Below are 17,061 nucleotides of genomic sequence, written 5' to 3'. Positions count from 1 at the left end.
TCCCTCCCCTCCCTGCGCGTAGCTGACAGCGGGGTGAGCGAAGCTAATGTGCCGTCTTCGCTGCTGGCGTACCGGCTGCTGAGGCCGTCCTTGTTGCCGGGAGCAAGGCCAGCGTTGGCGGTGCCGTACTCGCCGGCGTAGGTCCACGCAACTCTTCCCGCTCTGGTCGCCCTCCATCGCGGCGTTGACGACCTTGGTCCCTAACCCTTCCACCTGTGCCGTGCTTACGGCACGGCAAGGGCCAGACTCAACCTCGGCAGTGGTGGCGATTGGGCGCAGGCACGGCTGGTGCACCGTGCGATGGCAGAGCATTCCCGGCGCTAGATAACGGCGGTGATGGGCAGCTCACCGTCCAGAACGCAGCTCGTTCTCCAACTGCTGCACCTTCTTCGCCATCTCCTGCGGCCCAGCCCCGGCCAAGCTGATCCATCCGGACTTGTCCACCCCGAACAGGATCCGCCCCTCCTCCATATCCGCCCACCCCGGCGGATTCTCGTTGCGCCGCCGCTTCCCGCGACTGTCCCGGACCGCGACGTACAGCCGCCCGAAGTACGTGTGCGGCTTGTCAAGCCACTGCAGTACCTGCTTGGCGTCCCGAACACTCGGACTCGTCCGCCCAGACGGCTGGCTGCCGTTCTTGACCAGGTTGAGGTCCTCGTCGGAACAGTTAAGCGAAAGAACCCGCGCAGCCTGAGCCTCCGGCAGCAGCGCGATGAACTCCCGAACCAACGTATCCGCCGAACACGGCGCGATGTACAACTTCTGGTTCACCGCAACGACAGTCGCCGCGTCCCGGCCGCTCGCGGCGGCACGCACCGTCCGCTCGCCACGATCCGATTTCACCCATGAGTAGTACTCGACACCCGGACGCTGCAGCAAATGCATCGTCTCGACGAACTCGTCGCTGAGCCGTCCACGCTGCATCAGCCCGACATTATGCAGTTCGCGGTCGGTGTCAGCCGCCAGTTGCCGTCTTTCCTCCGGCGAGTACCAGAGAGCGCCGCGAACCAGCGTCGGATGGATGTCGCCGAGGTTCAGGCGTTCCAGCAGCACTTCGAAGGTTTGCAGGCTCAGCTCAACGGGCTTGCGCAGCACCGGCTTTTCCTCCCCTCGCCATTCCGCTAGGCCCCGATAACCGGCGGCGTAGGCCGATTGCCGTCGTAACCCCCGAAAATCGAATCCGGGTCTTCTTCGGCCAGCAGGATTTTGCGCTGATGTTCCTCGTCCTCAGGGCCTTTGCCGCCCTTGCCGCCGCCGCCCATGCCGCCCATCCCGGGCTGACCTTTCGCTCCGGCCGCGCCGGCACCACCCGCGCCAGGCCTCGCTGCACCCGCACTCTCGCCGAGCGCCCCGGCACCAGTACCGCCTCCGACACCCCGCGGTCCGGCACTGCTGCCCGCGCCACCGGAACCGGACCCGCCGGGGCCGAACCCGCCACTGCCACTCCCGCCGGCGGTCGGCCCGAAGCCGCCGCCGAACCCGCTGACCGGACCGAAACCGCCGTTCACCCCGCCCGTCCCAGGATTCCCGCCAACCGGAGACGAGGACGGCGGCTGCCAAGTGGGAGGCGTTGACGGAGGCGGCGTGGGATCAGCCCAAGCCGCCCTGGTGCTGTCATTAGGCGGCGACACGGGCGGAGTCACGACCCCGCCATGCCCGGGCGGCGGTGGCGCCTGCATGCCAGCCGCCCCGGGAGGAGCGGAGTAGGCGCTGGGCCCGCTGCTGTAGCCGCCGCCGTAGTTGTGCGACGAACCGCCACCGGACGAATGGTGGCCAATACCGGAGCCGATCCGCCCGGTCGCGGTCCCGGGAGTCGGCTGATCCGGGGTAATGCCCGTCGAGGACACATCCGGATCGTGCGCGGCCGGATAGTCCATGGGCATGGTCTGGGTTCGGGGATCGGTGCTCAGCTGGTACTGGCCGTAGGCCTCGACGTTCTTCTTGGTCTTGTCGTCGAACTCCGCGGCGGCGATCTCGTCGTCGCTCGCTCCGAGCGAAACGTAGTCCGAGAGCTTCTGGTCGTCAGGCCTGGTCTCCGCGACGGGTACAACAGCGTTCTTCACGTAGTTGAACGCTGCCGACTGCTCCGCGATGGACTTCTGCATCGAGTCCATCTTTTCCGCCGCGATGTGCGACGTGGCGATCAACGGGGCCAGCCCGGCCTTGCCGGTCTCGGCGGCCTGCCCTTTCCAGAAGGAGTTGAGCGCCGCTTGGCTTTCGGTGAGCTTGGCGGCTACCGCGTTATGGATGGATTTGAGGTCGCCGCATCCGCCGCCCATCGCGTCCAGGCCGGTCGTGTCGCCAGGGCTGTGCAGCTGGTTGTAGATGTCATGACCGGTGACCGCCACCTCAACCTGCCTTCAGCCGGGTGATCTCGGCGGCAGCCAGCTTCTCCGCCATGCCGCACGGGTCGGCTACCGCGGGGCTTCCCGACCGCAGCTGAGTATTGACGGTGTAGGTGAGGTCGTCGCGCACCCCTACCGCCAGCGCGCACGAGCCGGTTCCTTCGTCACCCTTGCTGTAGACGACCGACGGATACCCGAGGATCGGCGCGTGCGGCTTGAAAGTGGTCAGCCTCCCTGCTTGGTTCTCCAGGTAGAGGCTGTTGAGACCGCGCTTGTTCCCGGAGAAGAAGCCGGCACTGACGTTGCCGCCGCCTCCGTCGAACGTCCATTGACAGGATTTGCCGACGATCGACTGAGCGACAGAGGTGCCTTTGACCTTGCCGCCCGCCTTCTCCACCTCGGACGTCGGGAGGGCGGAGCAGGGGTCGGCTTCGTACGGGGCGGTGTTGGTCAGCGGCACTGCGACCTTCGGGGCGAGCATGCCTTCTGCCGGTTGGGAACTGGCTGGCGCTGGGGTCGGTTGTCCTCCGGTCGAGCCGCCTCCGCAAGCCGCCAGCAGCAGCGCACCCCCACCGGCGAGCACGAGTTGGCAGACGCGACGAATTCGCATTCAGTCGACCTTTCGGGTTCCGCGCAGCGCGTCGATCGCGGCGTGGTCCTGCTTCACGTAAGCGGTTCGGATGTCTTTGAGGGTTTGGACATAAGAATCCAGGTAGTCGACCGTTCCGCGGAGAAATTCGTTGTACGCGGTGGTCGCGCGATCCGCCGCCTTCGAGTATGCCGTCGTGACGGTGTCCGAACCCGGCTGGCCGAGTTGCGCGAACTGAATCGCGATGGTCCGGGCCCTCGAGTACTCGTTGTCGAGGCTGTCCTCGAGCTGCTGGATCACCTTGTCCATCGCCTCTGGGTTGAATTCCCAGCCGCCGTTGGACGCGGCCGCCGCGAAGTCCGCTTTGGCCTGGCCTGACCCGAGGGCCGCGAAATTCGGCGGAGGTGGTGGTGGCGTGGCCGCGTTGGCTCCCGCGATGAGCCCGGATCCGGGCGGAGGAGCGGTCGGGGCGGTCGAGATGAGCTGGTTCTGGACGCCCTGCAGTCCGCTGTTCGTTCCGTCTGGCATTGTCGTGCCTCCCCGCACGGGCCGCGGCTTCACGGGGGCGGCCTACCCTCTGTTCTTGATCAGCTTCGGCAAGTGACCATAGCAGTCACGCCCACCCCAGGAGGGCGGGTTCCAGCGAGATCGCTCGGACAGTGGATCAATCCAGTAGTCATCCGCAAGCGGCCAGTAACCGAGCGAAGGACCCCCGCGCACTACTCCGCCCGGCCCCTTGCCCATCCGCCGTTGATCCGATTCCCTGAGGGCTGACGATCGTGGGGAGAAGGGGCTCGTGCCGACCGATACGACCTTGCCGCCGCTTGATCCGTTTGCCGGGGTTCCCGACAAGCGGTACGAGGTGAAGGCCGCGGACCTGCTGAAACCTGGCAGCAGCGGCATCCTTCGCTGGAGACGGCAGGCCACCAACGCGCCGATCGTGCTGGTCGAGGACGCCTACATCACCGGGACCCTTGATCTTCGTGCCGCCGACCTCAATTTTCTCTTCCAGTTCGAACGCTGCCGGTTCGAGCATCCGCCGGACGTGCGCGAGGCGACGCTGCTCGGGCTCGTTTTCCGGAAATGCTGGCTTCCCGGGTTGAGGGCGCGCAATTTACGCAGCCGGAATGACGTCAGGCTCATTCGCAGCACGGTGGAAATCGCGGCGGACGAATTCGAGCTGGAGACGACTACCGTGCAGCGCGGGGACGATCGTGAGCGCGGGATGCCCAACGCCGCGGTCAATCTCACCGACGCGGTGATCGACGGGTCGGTCGTGCTCACGCGGACCACGATCAGCCATCCGCACGGCAAGGCGATTCAGGGCGATCGCCTGGTGATTACCGGTGCTCTGCTGGCTTATCGCATGGTCGCCAAGGGCGAGGTGCGCCTTCCGGGCATGCGGACCGGCGGTAACGTCAACTTCTCCGGGGCCACGTTCGACAACCCGGATGGCTTCGCGTTCAACGGGAACGGGTTGCACATCGGCGGCAGCTTGCTGTGCGAGGTCGACAACTACGGTCCGGCGAGCGAGCGGAAGCGGTTCTCCGCCAAGGGAGTCCTTTACCTCCCAAGCGCCACTGTGGACAGTGACATCGTCATGCGCGAGGCGCGGCTTCAGGTCGACCAGCGTGGGCCGATCGTCGTGGACGCTTGGAAATCCGGCGATCCGTACCTCGATCCGCGGCCGGCGTTGGTCGCGGATCGGCTCAAGGTGGACGGCAACCTCGAGTTGTCCGATGGGCTCCGGGCGTTCGGCACGCTTCGCATGGTGAACGCGCGCATCGGCGGCTCATTGCGGCTCGCGGGCGCGGAGATCACCATGGTGCGCGGCCGTGCCACGCCGTATTACGACCGGGCGTTGCACCTCGACGGGTCCACGATCGGCGGCGACATCGAGGCGACCAATCTCCGGGTGCCGATCGGGCAGTTGCGGCTCGCGGACGTCACTGTCGGCGGCAACTTCCTCGCCTGGAATTCGATGTTCCTGCACCCGGGACGGGACGTGTTTTCCGCGCGGAGGGCCAAAATCTCCGGGAATTTCCAGCTGACGGACGCCACACTGCAGGGCACGCTGAGGTTGCAGGGGGCGGAAGTCGGCGGCAGCGTGAACATGTTCGGCACGCTGTTAACCGAGCCCGGACAACGGAAATCGAGCAGCTTCTCCCTCGACATCCGTACCGCGCGGATCGGCCGCGACCTGGTGCTGACCGAGGACAAAGACCGCCCGTTCCTCGCTGAGGGCGGCGTGAACCTCGACGGCGCGCAGATCGCGCGAAGGCTCGACATGAACGGCGCGAAGCTCGGATCCCTTGCCCCGCACGATATCGCGCTCGACGCCAGCGACGTCACGGCGGACGAGTTCATTCTGTCTCCTGCCGAAGCGCCGACCGGCTCGGTCCGGCTGCGCAGAGCGCATTGCGGTGCGCTGGCCGACAACGAGGAGATCTGGAATGCCACCGACGGTCTCGAACTCGAGGATTTCCGTTACGACGCGCTGAAACACGGCATCGCGCTCGACGACGACAAAGCGCTGGACCATCGGATCGAGCTGCTGCGCAAGGCAATGCGCGGCTATCGACCAGGGCCGTACGACCAGCTCGCCGCAACCCTGCGTGCGGCCGGAAACGAAGAGCATGCCTCGACGGTCGCCCTGCGAAAGCAGCAGTTCCGTTACGAAGCGCTCGCCAAGGGCTTCAAGTTCTTCGGCCCCGGCGTCCGCGTGTGGAGCTGGCTGCAACGGTCGATGGTCGGCTACGGCTTCCGTCCGGTGCGCGCGCTCGGCTGGCTGTTCACGCTGCTGGTGCTGGGCAGTCTGTGGTTCGGCCTCGGCAAGGACGACTGCGTCAACGACCACACCGGCCGCTACATGACCAGCGGTCCGCGGTGTCTCGTCAACCAGCAGGACTCCGGCCTGCAGTGGAACCCGGTCATCTACACCGCCGACCTGCTGGTGCCGATCGTCGACTTCGGCAACAAGTCGCGTTGGTACATGCACGGCGCGGACAACTGGGTGGCGGCCGGGTTCACCGCGTCCGGCTGGATCCTCGCGACGACGGTCGCGGCGGGCGTGAGCCGGATGCTGCGCCGGGAGTCCTGATCCCATACCCTGGGTATGTGAGTCCTGATGCGACGGGTCAGATCGAGGTCAGCGCCGCTCCGGCGAAGGTGTATGCGCTGGTCAGCGACCCGGGCGCGCTGGCGGGGGCGGCCACCGAGTACTGCGGGCACCGCTGGCTCGGCGGCGCGACCGGCCCGGCGGTCGGCGCGAAATTCCGCGGCAGCAACCGACGCGGCGTGCGCCGGTGGTCCACGACGGTCGTCATCACGGCCGCGGACGCGGGACGCCGGTTCGCCTTCGACGTCAAGCTCGGGCCGATCCCGGTCTCCCGCTGGGAGTACGTGATCGAGCCCGCGGGCGACGGCTGCGTCGTCACCGAGAGCATGTGGGACCAGCGGCCCGGCTGGTTCACCCCACTGACCGTGGTGGCCACCGGGGTCAAGGACCGTTCGGTGACCAACCGTCTCAACATCGAGGAGACGCTCGCGCGGCTGAAGAGCGCGGTCGAGTAGCGCTCATTCCACGAACCGGGACCAGAACTCCACGACGCGGACGTTCGCGGGTTCCTCTCCCAGCGGCTCCCCGCCGAATTCGTGCCGCAGGTAACTGCGCAGGTCCCAGCCGTAATAGACCACGTCGGTCTGGTACACCGACAGCACCGGATACCCGGATTCCCCGGCCGTCGCGGGCAGGTACCGATGTCCGCACACCGGCACGAGCTGCGGCACCGTCGCCAGGTGCCGGCGCGCGACCGCGAGCGCGTTGCACATCGACCTCGGCCGGGCACCCCATTCGGGCAGCCACAGGTCGTTGTTTTCCACGTCGTACAGGACGCCGTCGACCGGCCAGTCCAGGCGTTTGCGCAGCTGGTCCGGGTCGCCGTGGCGCCAATCGGGCCAGCGGTCGCCCACTGGCACCCCCGCGGTGAGGAAAACCCGGTGGTCGTCGGAAAAGGTGAAGCCGAACTGGTCCTCGACGTCGCTCAGTTCGGCGGGCGTGAGGCCAGGCCGCAAGGGCTCGCCGAGATTCTGCTGCAGGATGCGGGCCTCCTCCACGGTGAAGGCTTCGGCCGGCTGAACGTGTGTCATGCCCGAAGCGTACGTAGCGCCGCCCCGCGTCCGCGCGTCCTTTTTCGCCGGAATGAGCTCCCTCGCCGGGGTGAGGTTCTTCTCTCCAGCCGTGGTTGACGGAACACTGCGTGACCGGATGTAGTTCACTCCTCCCGTGACTTCCTCACCGCAAGCCCGGCAAGCCCGCGTGCGCGCGCCCGAGCTGACCGGCGACGTCTGGCTCAACACCGGCGGCAACCGGCTGACTCTGGCGCAACTGCGCGGACGCGTGGTGCTGCTGGACTTCTGGACCAGCGGCTGCATCAACTGCCTGCACGTGCTGGACGAACTGCGTCCGCTGGAACAGGAATTCGCCGACGTGCTGGTCACCGTCGGGGTGCACTCGCCGAAGTTCAGCCGCGAGGGCGAGCGCACGTCGATCGAAGCCGCGGTGCGCCGGTACGAGGTGCACCATCCAGTGGTCAACGACCCGAAGATGGAGCTGTGGTCGCAGTACGCCGTTCGGGCCTGGCCGACGCTGGTCGTCGTCGATCCCGAGGGCTACGTCGTGCACGTCGCGGCCGGGGAAGGCCATGGCGAGGCGCTACGCCGCGTGATCGCCGACCTCGTCGCGAAGCACGAGGCGAAGGGCACCCTCCGCCGCGGCGGCAGCCCGTACGTGCCGGTCGAGGAGCAGCGCACCGAACTGCGTTTCCCCAGCAAGGCCGTGGTGACCGCGGGCGGGCGGATTCTGGTGGCGGACACCGGACATCACTCCATCGTCGAGTTCGCTTCGGACGGCGAGACCGTCATCCGCCGCTTCGGCAGCGGCGTGCGCGGGACGCAGGACGGGCCGTTCGACCTGGCCCAGTTCGCCGAACCGGCCGGAATCGCCTTGCTGCCCAACGAAGTCGCTGAGCGTGCCGGGTATCACGCGGTCGTCGCCGACACCGCCGGGCATCGCCTGCGCGGCCTCGACCTCAACACCGGCGAGGTGAAAACCGTTGCCGGAACCGGGAAACAGTGGCGCGACGGCACCGACACCGGCAAAGCGCTGGACATCGACCTGACCAGTCCCTGGGACGTCACCTGGTGGGCCCCGGCGGGCGGCGTCGTGGTCGCGATGGCCGGAAACCACACGCTGAGCGTGTTCGACCCGGTCTCCGGCGCCATCCGCCGGTTCGCCGGCACCACCGTCGAGGGCCTGCGCGACGGCGACGTGCACGAGGCGTTCTTCGCGCAGACGTCCGGATTCGCCGTGGACGGCCAGAAACTGTGGCTCGTCGACGCGGAAACCTCGGCCCTGCGCTGGATCGAACCGGCGGGCGAATCGTTCGCCGTGCACACCGCGGTCGGCACGGACCTGTTCACCTTCGGCCACGCCGACGGCCCGTCCGACCAGGCGTTGCTGCAGCATCCGCTCGGCCTCGCCGTGCTGCCCGACGGCCGGGTCGCGATCGCCGACACCTACAACGGCGCGATCCGCCGCTACGACCCGTTCACTCGCGACGTCACGACGCTCGCGACCGGGTTCGCCGAACCGCAGGGCCTGGTGCGCCACGATGGCGAGCTGTACGTCGTGGAGTCGGCGGGCAACCGGGTTACCCCGCTCGGGGGCAATGGCCAAGCGACCGCCGTCGCCGGCACGCGGCAAGCCGTGCAGCGTCCGCCGACCGTGCTCGCGCCTGGCGAGATCGAGTTTTCCGTCGTGTTCACCCCGCCACCGGGCGAGAAGCTCGACGAGCGGTACGGGCCTTCGACGCGGCTGGAGATCACCGCGTCGCCGCCGGAACTGCTCGCCGACGGGGCCGGGGTCGGAACTGATCTCGTTCGGCGGATCAAGTTCGCCGAGGGCGCGACCGAAGGTGTCTTGCAGGTAGTGGCGCAGGCCGCGAGCTGCGACGACGGCGGCGAGCACCCGGCATGCCGGATCACCCGGCAGGACTGGGGCGTTCCGGTGCGGTTCGAGAACGGAGGGGGGAAGGCGCTGAGCCTGATGATGGCGGGCGAGCCGAAGGCTGCGGCAACCGGTCAGTAGCATGGCTGGCGTGCCGGACACGCCGAAGCTCGAGATCCAGATGCTGCACGACCGCGTCCTCGTGCGGTTGTCGCAGGAGGAAGGCGAGCGCCGCAGCAGCGGCGGCATCGTGATTCCCGCCACCGCGCAAGTCGCGCGCAGGCTGGTGTGGGGTGATGTACTGGGTGTCGGCAACAGCGTGCGGAACGTCAAGCAGGGAGACCGGGTGCTGTTCAACCCGGAGGACCAGCTCGAGGTCGAGATCCAGGGCGAGGGCCATCTGGTGATGCGCGAGCGCGACATCCACGCGGTGGCCACGGAGCGGACCGAACACGGCACGGGGCTTTACCTGTAGCTCCCGTACCAGGGGAGGCAGGCGTTGCGTGAAGAAGACCGTTCGTCGGCTTTCGCCGACGACCTGCTGAGCGACGAGCTGCTGAACGACCCCGCCCTGGTCAGCGAATCCGATCTGGCCACGGAGATCTTCGCGGTGGCCGACGCGCCCCCGCCGCCGGACACGCCTTTCCGCCGCTTCCGCAAACGCGTCGGCCGCAGTTTCATGATCGTCGGCTGTCTGCTCGGGCTTTTCGTGCTGCTCTACACCATCGACTTGATGACCAGCGCCGGCGACGTGCCGCGCGGCGTGCAGGTGGCCGGGATCGACGTCGGCGGCCTGTCGTACGCCGAGGCGGAAGCCAAGCTGCACAGCGAACTCCAGCCGCGGCTGACCCGTCCGGTGCCGGTCCACGCCGGAGACGTGACCGCGACGCTCGTGCCCGCGGATTCCGGGCTCGGCCTCGACTGGCCGGGCACGCTCGCCCAGGCCGGGCACCAGCCGTGGAGCCCGGTTACCCGGCTGCTGTCGTTCTTCACCACCCGCGAGGTGGGCGTCGTGACGCGCAGCGACCAGCTCGAGGTGACCGACGCGGTTCAGCAACTCGCGGGCAAGCAGCTCAACCATCCGCTGGTCGAGGGCAGCATCGGGTTCACGCCGAAGGAAAACAACGGGGTCGCCGCGTATGCGGTCGAGCCGCGGCAGGGCCAGGAGCTAACTGACGTCCAGGCCGCGGTGCAATCCGTGGTTGCGGACTGGCTTTCACCCCGCGGGGTCACGGTGAAGATGGCCGTGACCCCGGCGAAAACCACCTCCTCCGATGTCCACCGCTTGCTGGACACCGTGGTCGCGCCCGCGGTCGCCGCGCCGGTCGTGCTGCACGGAGAGGGCAAGGACACCACGCTGCAACCGACAGCCATCGCGTCTTCGTTCCAGTTCCAGCCCAACGGAGGCGGCGGCCTCGAACTGCGGATCGACCAGGAGAAGCTGCGCGCGGCCGTCCAGCCGGACCTGGCGTCCACCGAGGCGGACGGCAAGGACGCACAGATCACCCTCGACTCCGGCGTACCGGCCGTCACCCCGTCCGAGGACGGGCGAAAGATCAACTGGGCCAACACGTTCAAGACCCTCACCGAGGTGCTCGCGAAGCCGGCTGGCCGCGATCTGCCGGTCGCCTACGACCAGAAGCACCCGAACCTGACCACCGACGGCGCGAACGCGCTGGGCGTCAAGGAGGTCATCGGCGAGTACACCACCGGCGGGCTCAGCGGCCCGGCCGCGGCGAACGTCGCCACGCTCGCCGGACGAATCAACGGCGTCGTCGTGAAACCGGGAGAGTCGTTCAGCCTCAACGACTATCGCGGCGGCGGCTACGCGTCCGCGCCGGTCGACGAGGACGGCACCGGCCCGGCGGTCACCGGCGGCGGGCTTTCGCAGCTTTCGTCCACTTTGTACAACGCGGCCTACCTGGCGGGTCTCGGCGACGGCGGCCACGCGGCACACGACCACTTCATCGACCGCTACCCGGCTGGCCGCGACGCGGTGGCCGTGGACAGTTCCGGCAACGCCGTGGACCTCAAGCTGGCCAACAACGATCCGACCGGATTCGCGATCCAGGCGAGCGTCAGCGGCGGCTCGGTCACGGTGAAGATCTGGGGCACCAAGCACTTCCGTGTCGAAGGTCGCAGCGGCGCGCCGTCGAACCAGGTGCCGCCGACGGTGCAGCTGGGGCCTGGTCCGGACGGTCAGTGTCACGCCTCGCCGGGCGCGTCCGGGTTCACCGTCAGCGACACCAGGGTGTTCTACGACCTCGCCAGCGGTGGCGAGGTCCGCGAGGAAAGCCGCAGCACGACGTACTCGCCGCAGCCGATCGTCATTTGCTGAGCCGGGCCGGGGCCTTCGACCGCCAGGACTCGGTGAGCAGCTCCCGCAGCTGCTGCGGATCGACGTGGTCGAGGTGCACGAGGATCGAGCCGTGCCCGTCGTAGTGCGGCGTGGTGAAGAATGCCGGATCGCCCGACGCGAGCAGCGCGGCCTTCTCGTCGAGCCCGACGAACAGCACCAGCCCGCCTTCGGCCTCGGTGCGCAGCCGCGCGTAACCCTTGCCCGCCACCTTCAGCGCGGGCGTGCGGTACCAGGTGGCCACCTCGGTTTCCGGCAGCTCCTCCCGTGCCCACGCGGTCACGTCGTCCCAGGTCATCGTCATGTCGACCATCGTGCCCCCACTTGCCCGCCGACGTCTTGGAGAAACGAGAGCCGGGAAGGACTCCTCGAAGGAATCAGATTCCCTCAAGGAGTCCTTCCCGGACGGAACTACGGAGTCGCGGTGATCCGGTCCGCGGGTGGCGGAGCGATGCCCGGATGCGCGCCGAGGTAGGCGATGAACGCGTCCAGGTCCACCGGCCCGCCCGCGAGGTCGGTGCCCTTGGTGAACTCGGTGAACCCGTCCCCGCCGGCGGCGAGGAAGTTGTTCACCGACACCCGGTACTTGGCCGCCGGGTCGACCGCGGTGCCGTTGACCGTGATGTTCGAGACTCGCGAGCCGACCGGAGCGGCCGCCGAATACGTGTAGTGCAGCGACTTCGAGATCTGCAGGATCTTGGTGCCGCCGGACTGGCCCCACTGCTGTTCCAGCACGTTCTTCAGGTTCGCGCCGGTGAGCGTGATCGTCTGCATGATGTTCGAGAACGGCTGCACGGTGAACGCTTCGCCGTAGGTGACGACGCCGTCGCCTTCGCCCGCCGACGACGACTTGTACGTCAGGTCGGCGCGGATGCCGCCCGGGTTCGTCATCGCGATCACGGCGTTGTTGGACTTGGTCGCTTCGAGCTGGGCGTCGGCGATCACGTCGCCGAGCGGCGATTCGCCGGACGGTCCGCCTGCCGCGGGCAGGTCCGCGGTGATGGTGCCGACCTGCTTGTTCGCGATCGGCGCGGCCTTCGTCTTGGCCTCGTCGACGAGCTTCGTCACGGCCGGGTCCGGGGTGACGTCGCGGGTGACGATCTCGTTGTGCGCCTTGGTCTGCGACCGGACCACGTCACGCGTGCGGCGGTCGATCTTCAGGTCCACCACCGACAGCAGCCGGCCGAACGACGCGCCCTGGATCACCGGACGCGGCTGGCCCGCCGGGTCGTTGACGACGCAGTTGTACTGCTGGTGGCTGTGCGCGGTGAAGATCGCGTCGACCTTCGGCGTCACGTTCTTCGCGATGGTCGCGGCGTCGCCGTCCGGCTGGACCTTGCAGTCGTTCGGGCCCGCCCCTGGCAGCGCCTCGTCGCCCTGGTGCAGCAGCACGACCTGGGCCTTCACGCCGAGCCGGTCGAGGATGTTCGCGGTGCGGTTGATCGCCTCGACCTCGTCGCCGAACTTGAGGCCCTTGATGGCTTCCGGCGTCACGACCGACGGCAGATCCTTGAGCGTCGCGCCGATGACGCCGACCGGGACGCCGCCGGAGTACTGGATGCTGAACGGCAGCAGCGCGGGCAGCCCGTTGTCGAAGTACACATTGGACCCGAGCAGCGGGAAGCGCGCGCCGTCGTAGCTCTTGCGGAACTGGCAGCCGTCGGTCTTGTTGCAGCCGCCGAACTGCATGCGCAGCAGCTCCTGGTAGCCCTCGTCGAACTCGTGGTTGCCCACCACGGACGCCTTCACGCCGAGCTCATTGAGGAAGTCCATGGTCGGTTCGTCGTGGAACAGCGCCGAGATCACCGGCGACGCGCCGATGTTGTCGCCCGAGGACAGCACCATCGAATTGCGCACCTGCGCCTCGAGCTGCTTGACGTGCGTCGAGAGATAGGCCGCGCCGCCCGCGTCCACCTTGGACCCGTCCGGGAGCGTGATCCGGCCGCTCGACCCGGACGGCGGTTCGAGGTTCCCGTGCAGGTCGTTGAACGCGATGATCCGGACGTCGGCGGTTTGTGCGGCCTCGGCGGGCGCGCTCGTGACGGCCACGGCGGCCAGTGCGGCCGCGGCGGTGGCCGCGAGCCGGGTGAAGAGCTTCATGTTTCCTCCGGTGTTCGCGCCCGCTTGACCCCTGATGCGGACGCCCGGCGAAGCAGTCTGCCCAAATCGGACGGTCCTGACCAGGGCAGAACGGCCGGTGCCGGGTGAAAGTTTCGGTAACGTTCGCCCGCGCCGCGCCGATCTGTGCGTTGGGTGCCGAGGGGGACGAAATGGAATTGCAGCTCGTCGTGCTCACGCTTGCCGTGGTGCTGTTGCTGATCGCCGGCACCGTCTTCGCGGCCTGGCGCTCGGAGCGGGTCGACCGCGACGACGAACCGCCGTCGCGCGAGGGCTGACCGATCGGTCGGCGAGCACTCGGCCATCTGGCCGATCCCGGTCGCGACGGCTCCGGCTCTTCGACCGAAGTGCCGCGCCGGCAAGATCAATAGCGTTCTCGGTATGACGAACGCACAGGTCACCGCCCTGCAGTACGGGTTCATCGGGTTCCTCGCCGTATGGGCGACGATTCTGGTCCCGCAGCTCGTGCTCCAGTTCGCGCGCCACGGCCGCCCGCAACTGCGCGGCCTGGCGACCACGGCGGCGGTCGTGTTCTACGCGTGCATGGCGCTGGCGGTCGTCTTCCTTCCGCTGCCCGGCCCGCACAGCAGGCGGCTGGAGCAGACGGTGCAGCTGCAGCCGTTCCAGTGGATCGCGGACATCCACACCGAACTGGTGAAACACGGTCTGTCGGCGGCGGACTGGTTCACCACCCAGACCTTCCAGCAGGCCGCGATGAACGTGCTGTTGTTCGTCCCGCTCGGCTTCTTCGCCAGGGTGCTGTGGCGGCGTGGTCTGGTGGGCGCGCTGGCGATCGGCTTCGCGGCCTCACTGGCCGTCGAGATCACCCAGCTCACGGCGAACTTCGGGACCGCGCCGTTCGTCTACCGGATTTTCGACGTCGACGACCTCATGACCAACACGTTCGGATCCGGTCTCGGCTGGCTGGCCGGCGCGCTGCTGCTCGCTCTCCGGCCGATCTCTTCAACCCTCCGCGTGGAGCCTGCCCGGAGCGAGCGGATCGATCTCGCCGAGACGCGCTAACCGCGCTCGTCTCGCGATCGCGGCTTGGCGCGCCGCGCGGCGGTCTTCCAGGATCACGATCAACGAGGCTATGGCGATGATCAGTGCTACCAGGCCGAGCACTAGCCACAGTTGCATGTGCTCTCCTCATCGACGCCGTTGTGCGAGAGATCACACAGGCTACCGAGCCCGGCGCCGGGTTGGCTACCCCGCGTTCGAAGGTCGTGCGGAGAACCAGTCCCGGTCAGCGGTGACCCAGCGCTCGAACCTCAGCCCGGCTTGGTCGAGCGCGGGGCCGAGGGGAAAGTTTTCGCAGGTGAAGGACTGTTTCCAGGTCTGGCCGCCGAGGGCGTAGACGACGGTGGCGCAGAGCCGGTCGCCGTCCCGCCGGACGCCTTCCAGCGCGATGCGCACCTCGCCCAGCCGGCCACCGGAGCCGTCGGCGACCTGATCGAACCAGGCGGGCGGATGCCACTCGACCAGCAGCTGTCCGTCCGCGGTCAGATGCCGCCGCGCCGCCGCCAGCAGCGCCTGCCGATCCGGCCCGTTGACCAGATGGCTGCCGAGCACGACGACCGGGAACCGCCGGTCCAGCCGAAGCTCGTCGATCCGCGCGCAGACGGTCTCCGCGCCGGCGACGTGCGCGAGCATCTCCGCCGATTCGTCGACCGCGACCACCGGATGTCCGAGCGCGAGCAGCGGATGCGTCACGCGGCCCGATCCGCAGCCGAGTTCAAGCACCGCCGCACCCGCCGGGATCGCACCGTGGATCACCTCCGGCTCGCCGGCGGCGGGCAGTTGCAGATAAAGGTCGACCGGGCAGCCGTCAGGCGTCACGCTCATACCGTCCAGCGTGCCGGGAAACTGGACCCATGCCCGCCAAACCCACCAAGGCCGAACAAGCCGCCGCGCACGGGACCACCATCCCGGACGTCCTGGCCCCCAATCTGAACGTGCTGTTCTGCGGCATCAACCCCGGCCTCTACTCCGGCGCGCTCGGCCTGCACTTCGCCCGTCCCGGCAACCGCTTCTGGCCCGCCCTGCACGCCAGCGGCTTCACCCCGCGCCTGCTGGACCCGAGCGAACAGGACGAACTCCTCGACCTCGGCCTGGGCATCACGAACGTCGTGGCCAGGACCACCGCCCGCGCCGACGAGCTCACCGACGACGAACTTCGCGAGGGCGGGCAGATCCTGACCAAGAAAGTCGAGAAGTACCGCCCGCGCTGGCTGGCAGTGGTGGGAATCACCGCCTACCGCGTCGCGTTCGGCGATCGCCGCGCCGCCGTCGGGCCACAGGATCGGACAATTGGGACAACGAAGGTCTGGCTGCTGCCCAATCCGAGCGGATTGAACGCCCATTGGACCCCGAAAACGCTCGCCGAGGAGTTCGGTCGGCTGCGCGCACGGGCGGTCATCGGAGATTCACCCGAGCAGTTAAACCCTCAGTAGAGCTAACCCGCCTGGGCGGCCCCTCGCTGCGCCGTCCGCCCGCATTTCACGGCCACTTTTCTACTCACAGTTTGCTGCGACCACCCGTTACGGCCATGAGGGGGAAACCGCGTCACAAGCCGCTCTCGGCGGAGTCGAACCAGGGACAAGGTGTCGTTCCCGGCCGGTTCCGGCAGGGGGGACCGGCGGGCACGCCGAGGGGGCGTGCCGGTCACCGGGAGCGACCGAGATGGACGGAGGCCCGAGATGCGTGGCATCGAGCCCCACCGAACGCCCATGTCGGCCGGTCAGCCAGCCGGCGGTCGAAGCCTGGGAGTCGCGGTCGTCGACCCGATCCCGATTTTCCGCGAGGGCATCGCGGCGATGGTGCACCGCACGCTGGGCCTGCACTGGTCCGGCCAGGCGGCGAGCCACCACGCGGCGATGCAGTTGTGCGAGCAGGTCCGTCCGGACGTCGTGATCCTCGACTCCGCGCTCGACCCCAACTGCCACCTCGCGAAGCTGCTCAACGCGGGCGATCCGGCACTCGTGCTGGTCACCCTCGTGCGCGACACGAACCGCACCCAGCAGTACCTCGCCGCCGCCATCGGGGCGGGCGCGCACGCCATCGTTCCGCGCGCGGTCGATTCGCGGCGGCTCGCCGAGGCGGTCCGGCGCGCGCACCACGACCGGCGCTACATCGACCCGGCGCTGTCCGCGCTCACCGCGCGGCCCAAGCGCGAGCCGTCGCCAAGAGCCGCTCCGGTCGACGGTCACCTCGTGCAGCCCAAGGGCGCCATGCCGCTTTCCCGGCGCGAGTACCAGGTTTTGCAGCTCGTCGCCGAAGGGCTGGAGAACTCGGGGATCGCGAAGCTGCTCTTCCTGTCCGTGGAAACCGTGCGGACCCACGTGAAGAGCATTCTGCGCAAGCTTTCCGCCCGCGACCGGACACACGCGGTGACCATCGCGTTCCGCAGCGGCATCCTGGTCCCTCAGCTTGACGACAGCGCCGGCCCCGCGGCCGTGCAGGAGGCCGTGGCGCGCAGCACCCGGTGAGCCCGGCCCCCTGGTCGACCCGTCATTCCGAGCGAATATCCACCCCTGGAAGGGCGGATTCGCTTGCTCTGGTTACTGGTAGGTAATATCCTGATGTTACCGGCGAGTAAGGGAACCAGTGCCCGGCCGGAAAGCCGAACACGACACGGAGTGACGAC

At 68.3% G+C, this 17,061-nt stretch carries 17 protein-coding genes; 9 read left to right on the top strand and 8 right to left on the bottom strand.

The features are described 5' to 3' along the window. Positions 1–345: 345 nt before the first annotated feature. The 4 genes from H4281_RS22495 to H4281_RS22480 are packed head-to-tail and all read right to left on the bottom strand — an operon-like array spanning position 346 to position 3,462. Positions 346–1,095 carry an ESX secretion-associated protein EspG gene (locus H4281_RS22495; RefSeq protein ID WP_182892899.1) on the bottom strand — a complete coding sequence of 250 codons (750 nt, stop codon included), beginning with the start codon at positions 1,093–1,095 and terminating at the stop codon, positions 346–348. A 26-nt stretch (positions 1,096–1,121) separates the two neighbouring features. Then, positions 1,122–2,348 carry a hypothetical protein gene (locus H4281_RS46275; RefSeq protein WP_182892898.1) on the bottom strand — a complete coding sequence of 409 codons (1,227 nt, stop codon included), beginning with the start codon at positions 2,346–2,348 and terminating at the stop codon, positions 1,122–1,124. 1 nt (position 2,349) lies between these two features. Beyond that, a complete protein-coding gene (locus H4281_RS22485; RefSeq protein WP_182892897.1) occupies positions 2,350–2,955 on the bottom strand; it encodes a DUF3558 domain-containing protein in 606 nt (201 codons plus the stop codon). After that, positions 2,956–3,462: a PE domain-containing protein gene (locus H4281_RS22480; protein WP_182892896.1), complete on the bottom strand. Its 507-nt coding sequence runs from the start codon at positions 3,460–3,462 to the stop codon at positions 2,956–2,958. Between the two features lie 268 nt (positions 3,463–3,730). On the opposite strand from H4281_RS22480, the gene H4281_RS22475 reads away from it, so the two are divergent. After that, complete coding sequence (locus H4281_RS22475) at positions 3,731–6,034, top strand: oxidoreductase (RefSeq protein WP_182892895.1); 2,304 nt, start codon at positions 3,731–3,733, stop codon at positions 6,032–6,034. 17 nt (positions 6,035–6,051) lie between these two features. Then, a complete protein-coding gene (locus tag H4281_RS22470; protein ID WP_182892894.1) occupies positions 6,052–6,507 on the top strand; it encodes an SRPBCC family protein in 456 nt (151 codons plus the stop codon). A gap of 3 nt (positions 6,508–6,510) precedes the next feature. On the opposite strand, the gene H4281_RS22465 is transcribed toward H4281_RS22470, so the two are convergent. Next, positions 6,511–7,083 carry a hypothetical protein gene (locus tag H4281_RS22465; RefSeq protein WP_182892893.1) on the bottom strand — a complete coding sequence of 191 codons (573 nt, stop codon included), beginning with the start codon at positions 7,081–7,083 and terminating at the stop codon, positions 6,511–6,513. A gap of 169 nt (positions 7,084–7,252) precedes the next feature. On the opposite strand from H4281_RS22465, the gene H4281_RS22460 reads away from it, so the two are divergent. Genes H4281_RS22460 through H4281_RS22450 form a run of 3 tightly spaced genes read left to right on the top strand, consistent with a single transcriptional unit; the run spans position 7,253 to position 11,279 of the window. After that, positions 7,253–9,082: a thioredoxin-like domain-containing protein gene (locus tag H4281_RS22460; RefSeq protein ID WP_182893030.1), complete on the top strand. Its 1,830-nt coding sequence runs from the start codon at positions 7,253–7,255 to the stop codon at positions 9,080–9,082. Position 9,083: 1 nt separating this feature from the next. After that, positions 9,084–9,416 (top strand): GroES family chaperonin, encoded by a 333-nt coding sequence (locus tag H4281_RS22455; RefSeq protein WP_037808959.1) that lies wholly within the window; start codon positions 9,084–9,086, stop codon positions 9,414–9,416. A 24-nt stretch (positions 9,417–9,440) separates the two neighbouring features. Next, entirely contained in the window at positions 9,441–11,279 is a 1,839-nt protein-coding gene (locus H4281_RS22450) for a VanW family protein (RefSeq protein WP_182892892.1), read from the top strand. Here the strand turns inward: H4281_RS22450 and H4281_RS22445 are convergent. Then, positions 11,269–11,610 (bottom strand): MmcQ/YjbR family DNA-binding protein, encoded by a 342-nt coding sequence (locus H4281_RS22445; protein ID WP_376771926.1) that lies wholly within the window; start codon positions 11,608–11,610, stop codon positions 11,269–11,271. The genes H4281_RS22450 and H4281_RS22445 overlap by 11 nt on opposite strands. Before the next feature lie 98 nt (positions 11,611–11,708). Next, positions 11,709–13,397, bottom strand: coding sequence for a bifunctional metallophosphatase/5'-nucleotidase (locus tag H4281_RS22440; RefSeq protein ID WP_182892890.1), 1,689 nt, complete (start codon positions 13,395–13,397; stop codon positions 11,709–11,711). A 170-nt stretch (positions 13,398–13,567) separates the two neighbouring features. Here H4281_RS22440 and H4281_RS46270 point away from each other — a divergent pair, with 170 nt between their 5' ends. Both H4281_RS46270 and H4281_RS22435 read left to right on the top strand, forming a co-directional pair. Then, complete coding sequence (locus H4281_RS46270; protein ID WP_281390455.1) at positions 13,568–13,693, top strand: hypothetical protein; 126 nt, start codon at positions 13,568–13,570, stop codon at positions 13,691–13,693. Positions 13,694–13,796: 103 nt separating this feature from the next. Beyond that, positions 13,797–14,438, top strand: a complete 642-nt coding sequence (locus H4281_RS22435; RefSeq protein ID WP_182892889.1) for a VanZ family protein — start codon at positions 13,797–13,799, stop codon at positions 14,436–14,438. Between the two features lie 183 nt (positions 14,439–14,621). Here the strand turns inward: H4281_RS22435 and H4281_RS22430 are convergent, their stop codons facing one another. Next, a complete protein-coding gene (locus H4281_RS22430) occupies positions 14,622–15,260 on the bottom strand; it encodes a class I SAM-dependent methyltransferase (protein ID WP_246412177.1) in 639 nt (212 codons plus the stop codon). A 29-nt stretch (positions 15,261–15,289) separates the two neighbouring features. Between H4281_RS22430 and mug the strand changes: the two genes are divergently transcribed. Continuing rightward, positions 15,290–15,868: a G/U mismatch-specific DNA glycosylase gene (gene mug / locus H4281_RS22425; protein ID WP_182892888.1), complete on the top strand. Its 579-nt coding sequence runs from the start codon at positions 15,290–15,292 to the stop codon at positions 15,866–15,868. A 246-nt stretch (positions 15,869–16,114) separates the two neighbouring features. Continuing rightward, the gene (locus H4281_RS22420; protein ID WP_182892887.1) at positions 16,115–16,903 is read left to right on the top strand and encodes a response regulator transcription factor; all 789 of its coding nucleotides are present in this window, start codon (positions 16,115–16,117) and stop codon (positions 16,901–16,903) included. Positions 16,904–17,061: the final 158 nt, after the last annotated feature.

The organism is Amycolatopsis dendrobii, from assembly GCF_014145675.1.
GTDB lineage: Bacteria > Actinomycetota > Actinomycetes > Mycobacteriales > Pseudonocardiaceae > Amycolatopsis > Amycolatopsis dendrobii.
This window is presented reverse-complemented; position numbering and strand designations above follow the sequence as displayed.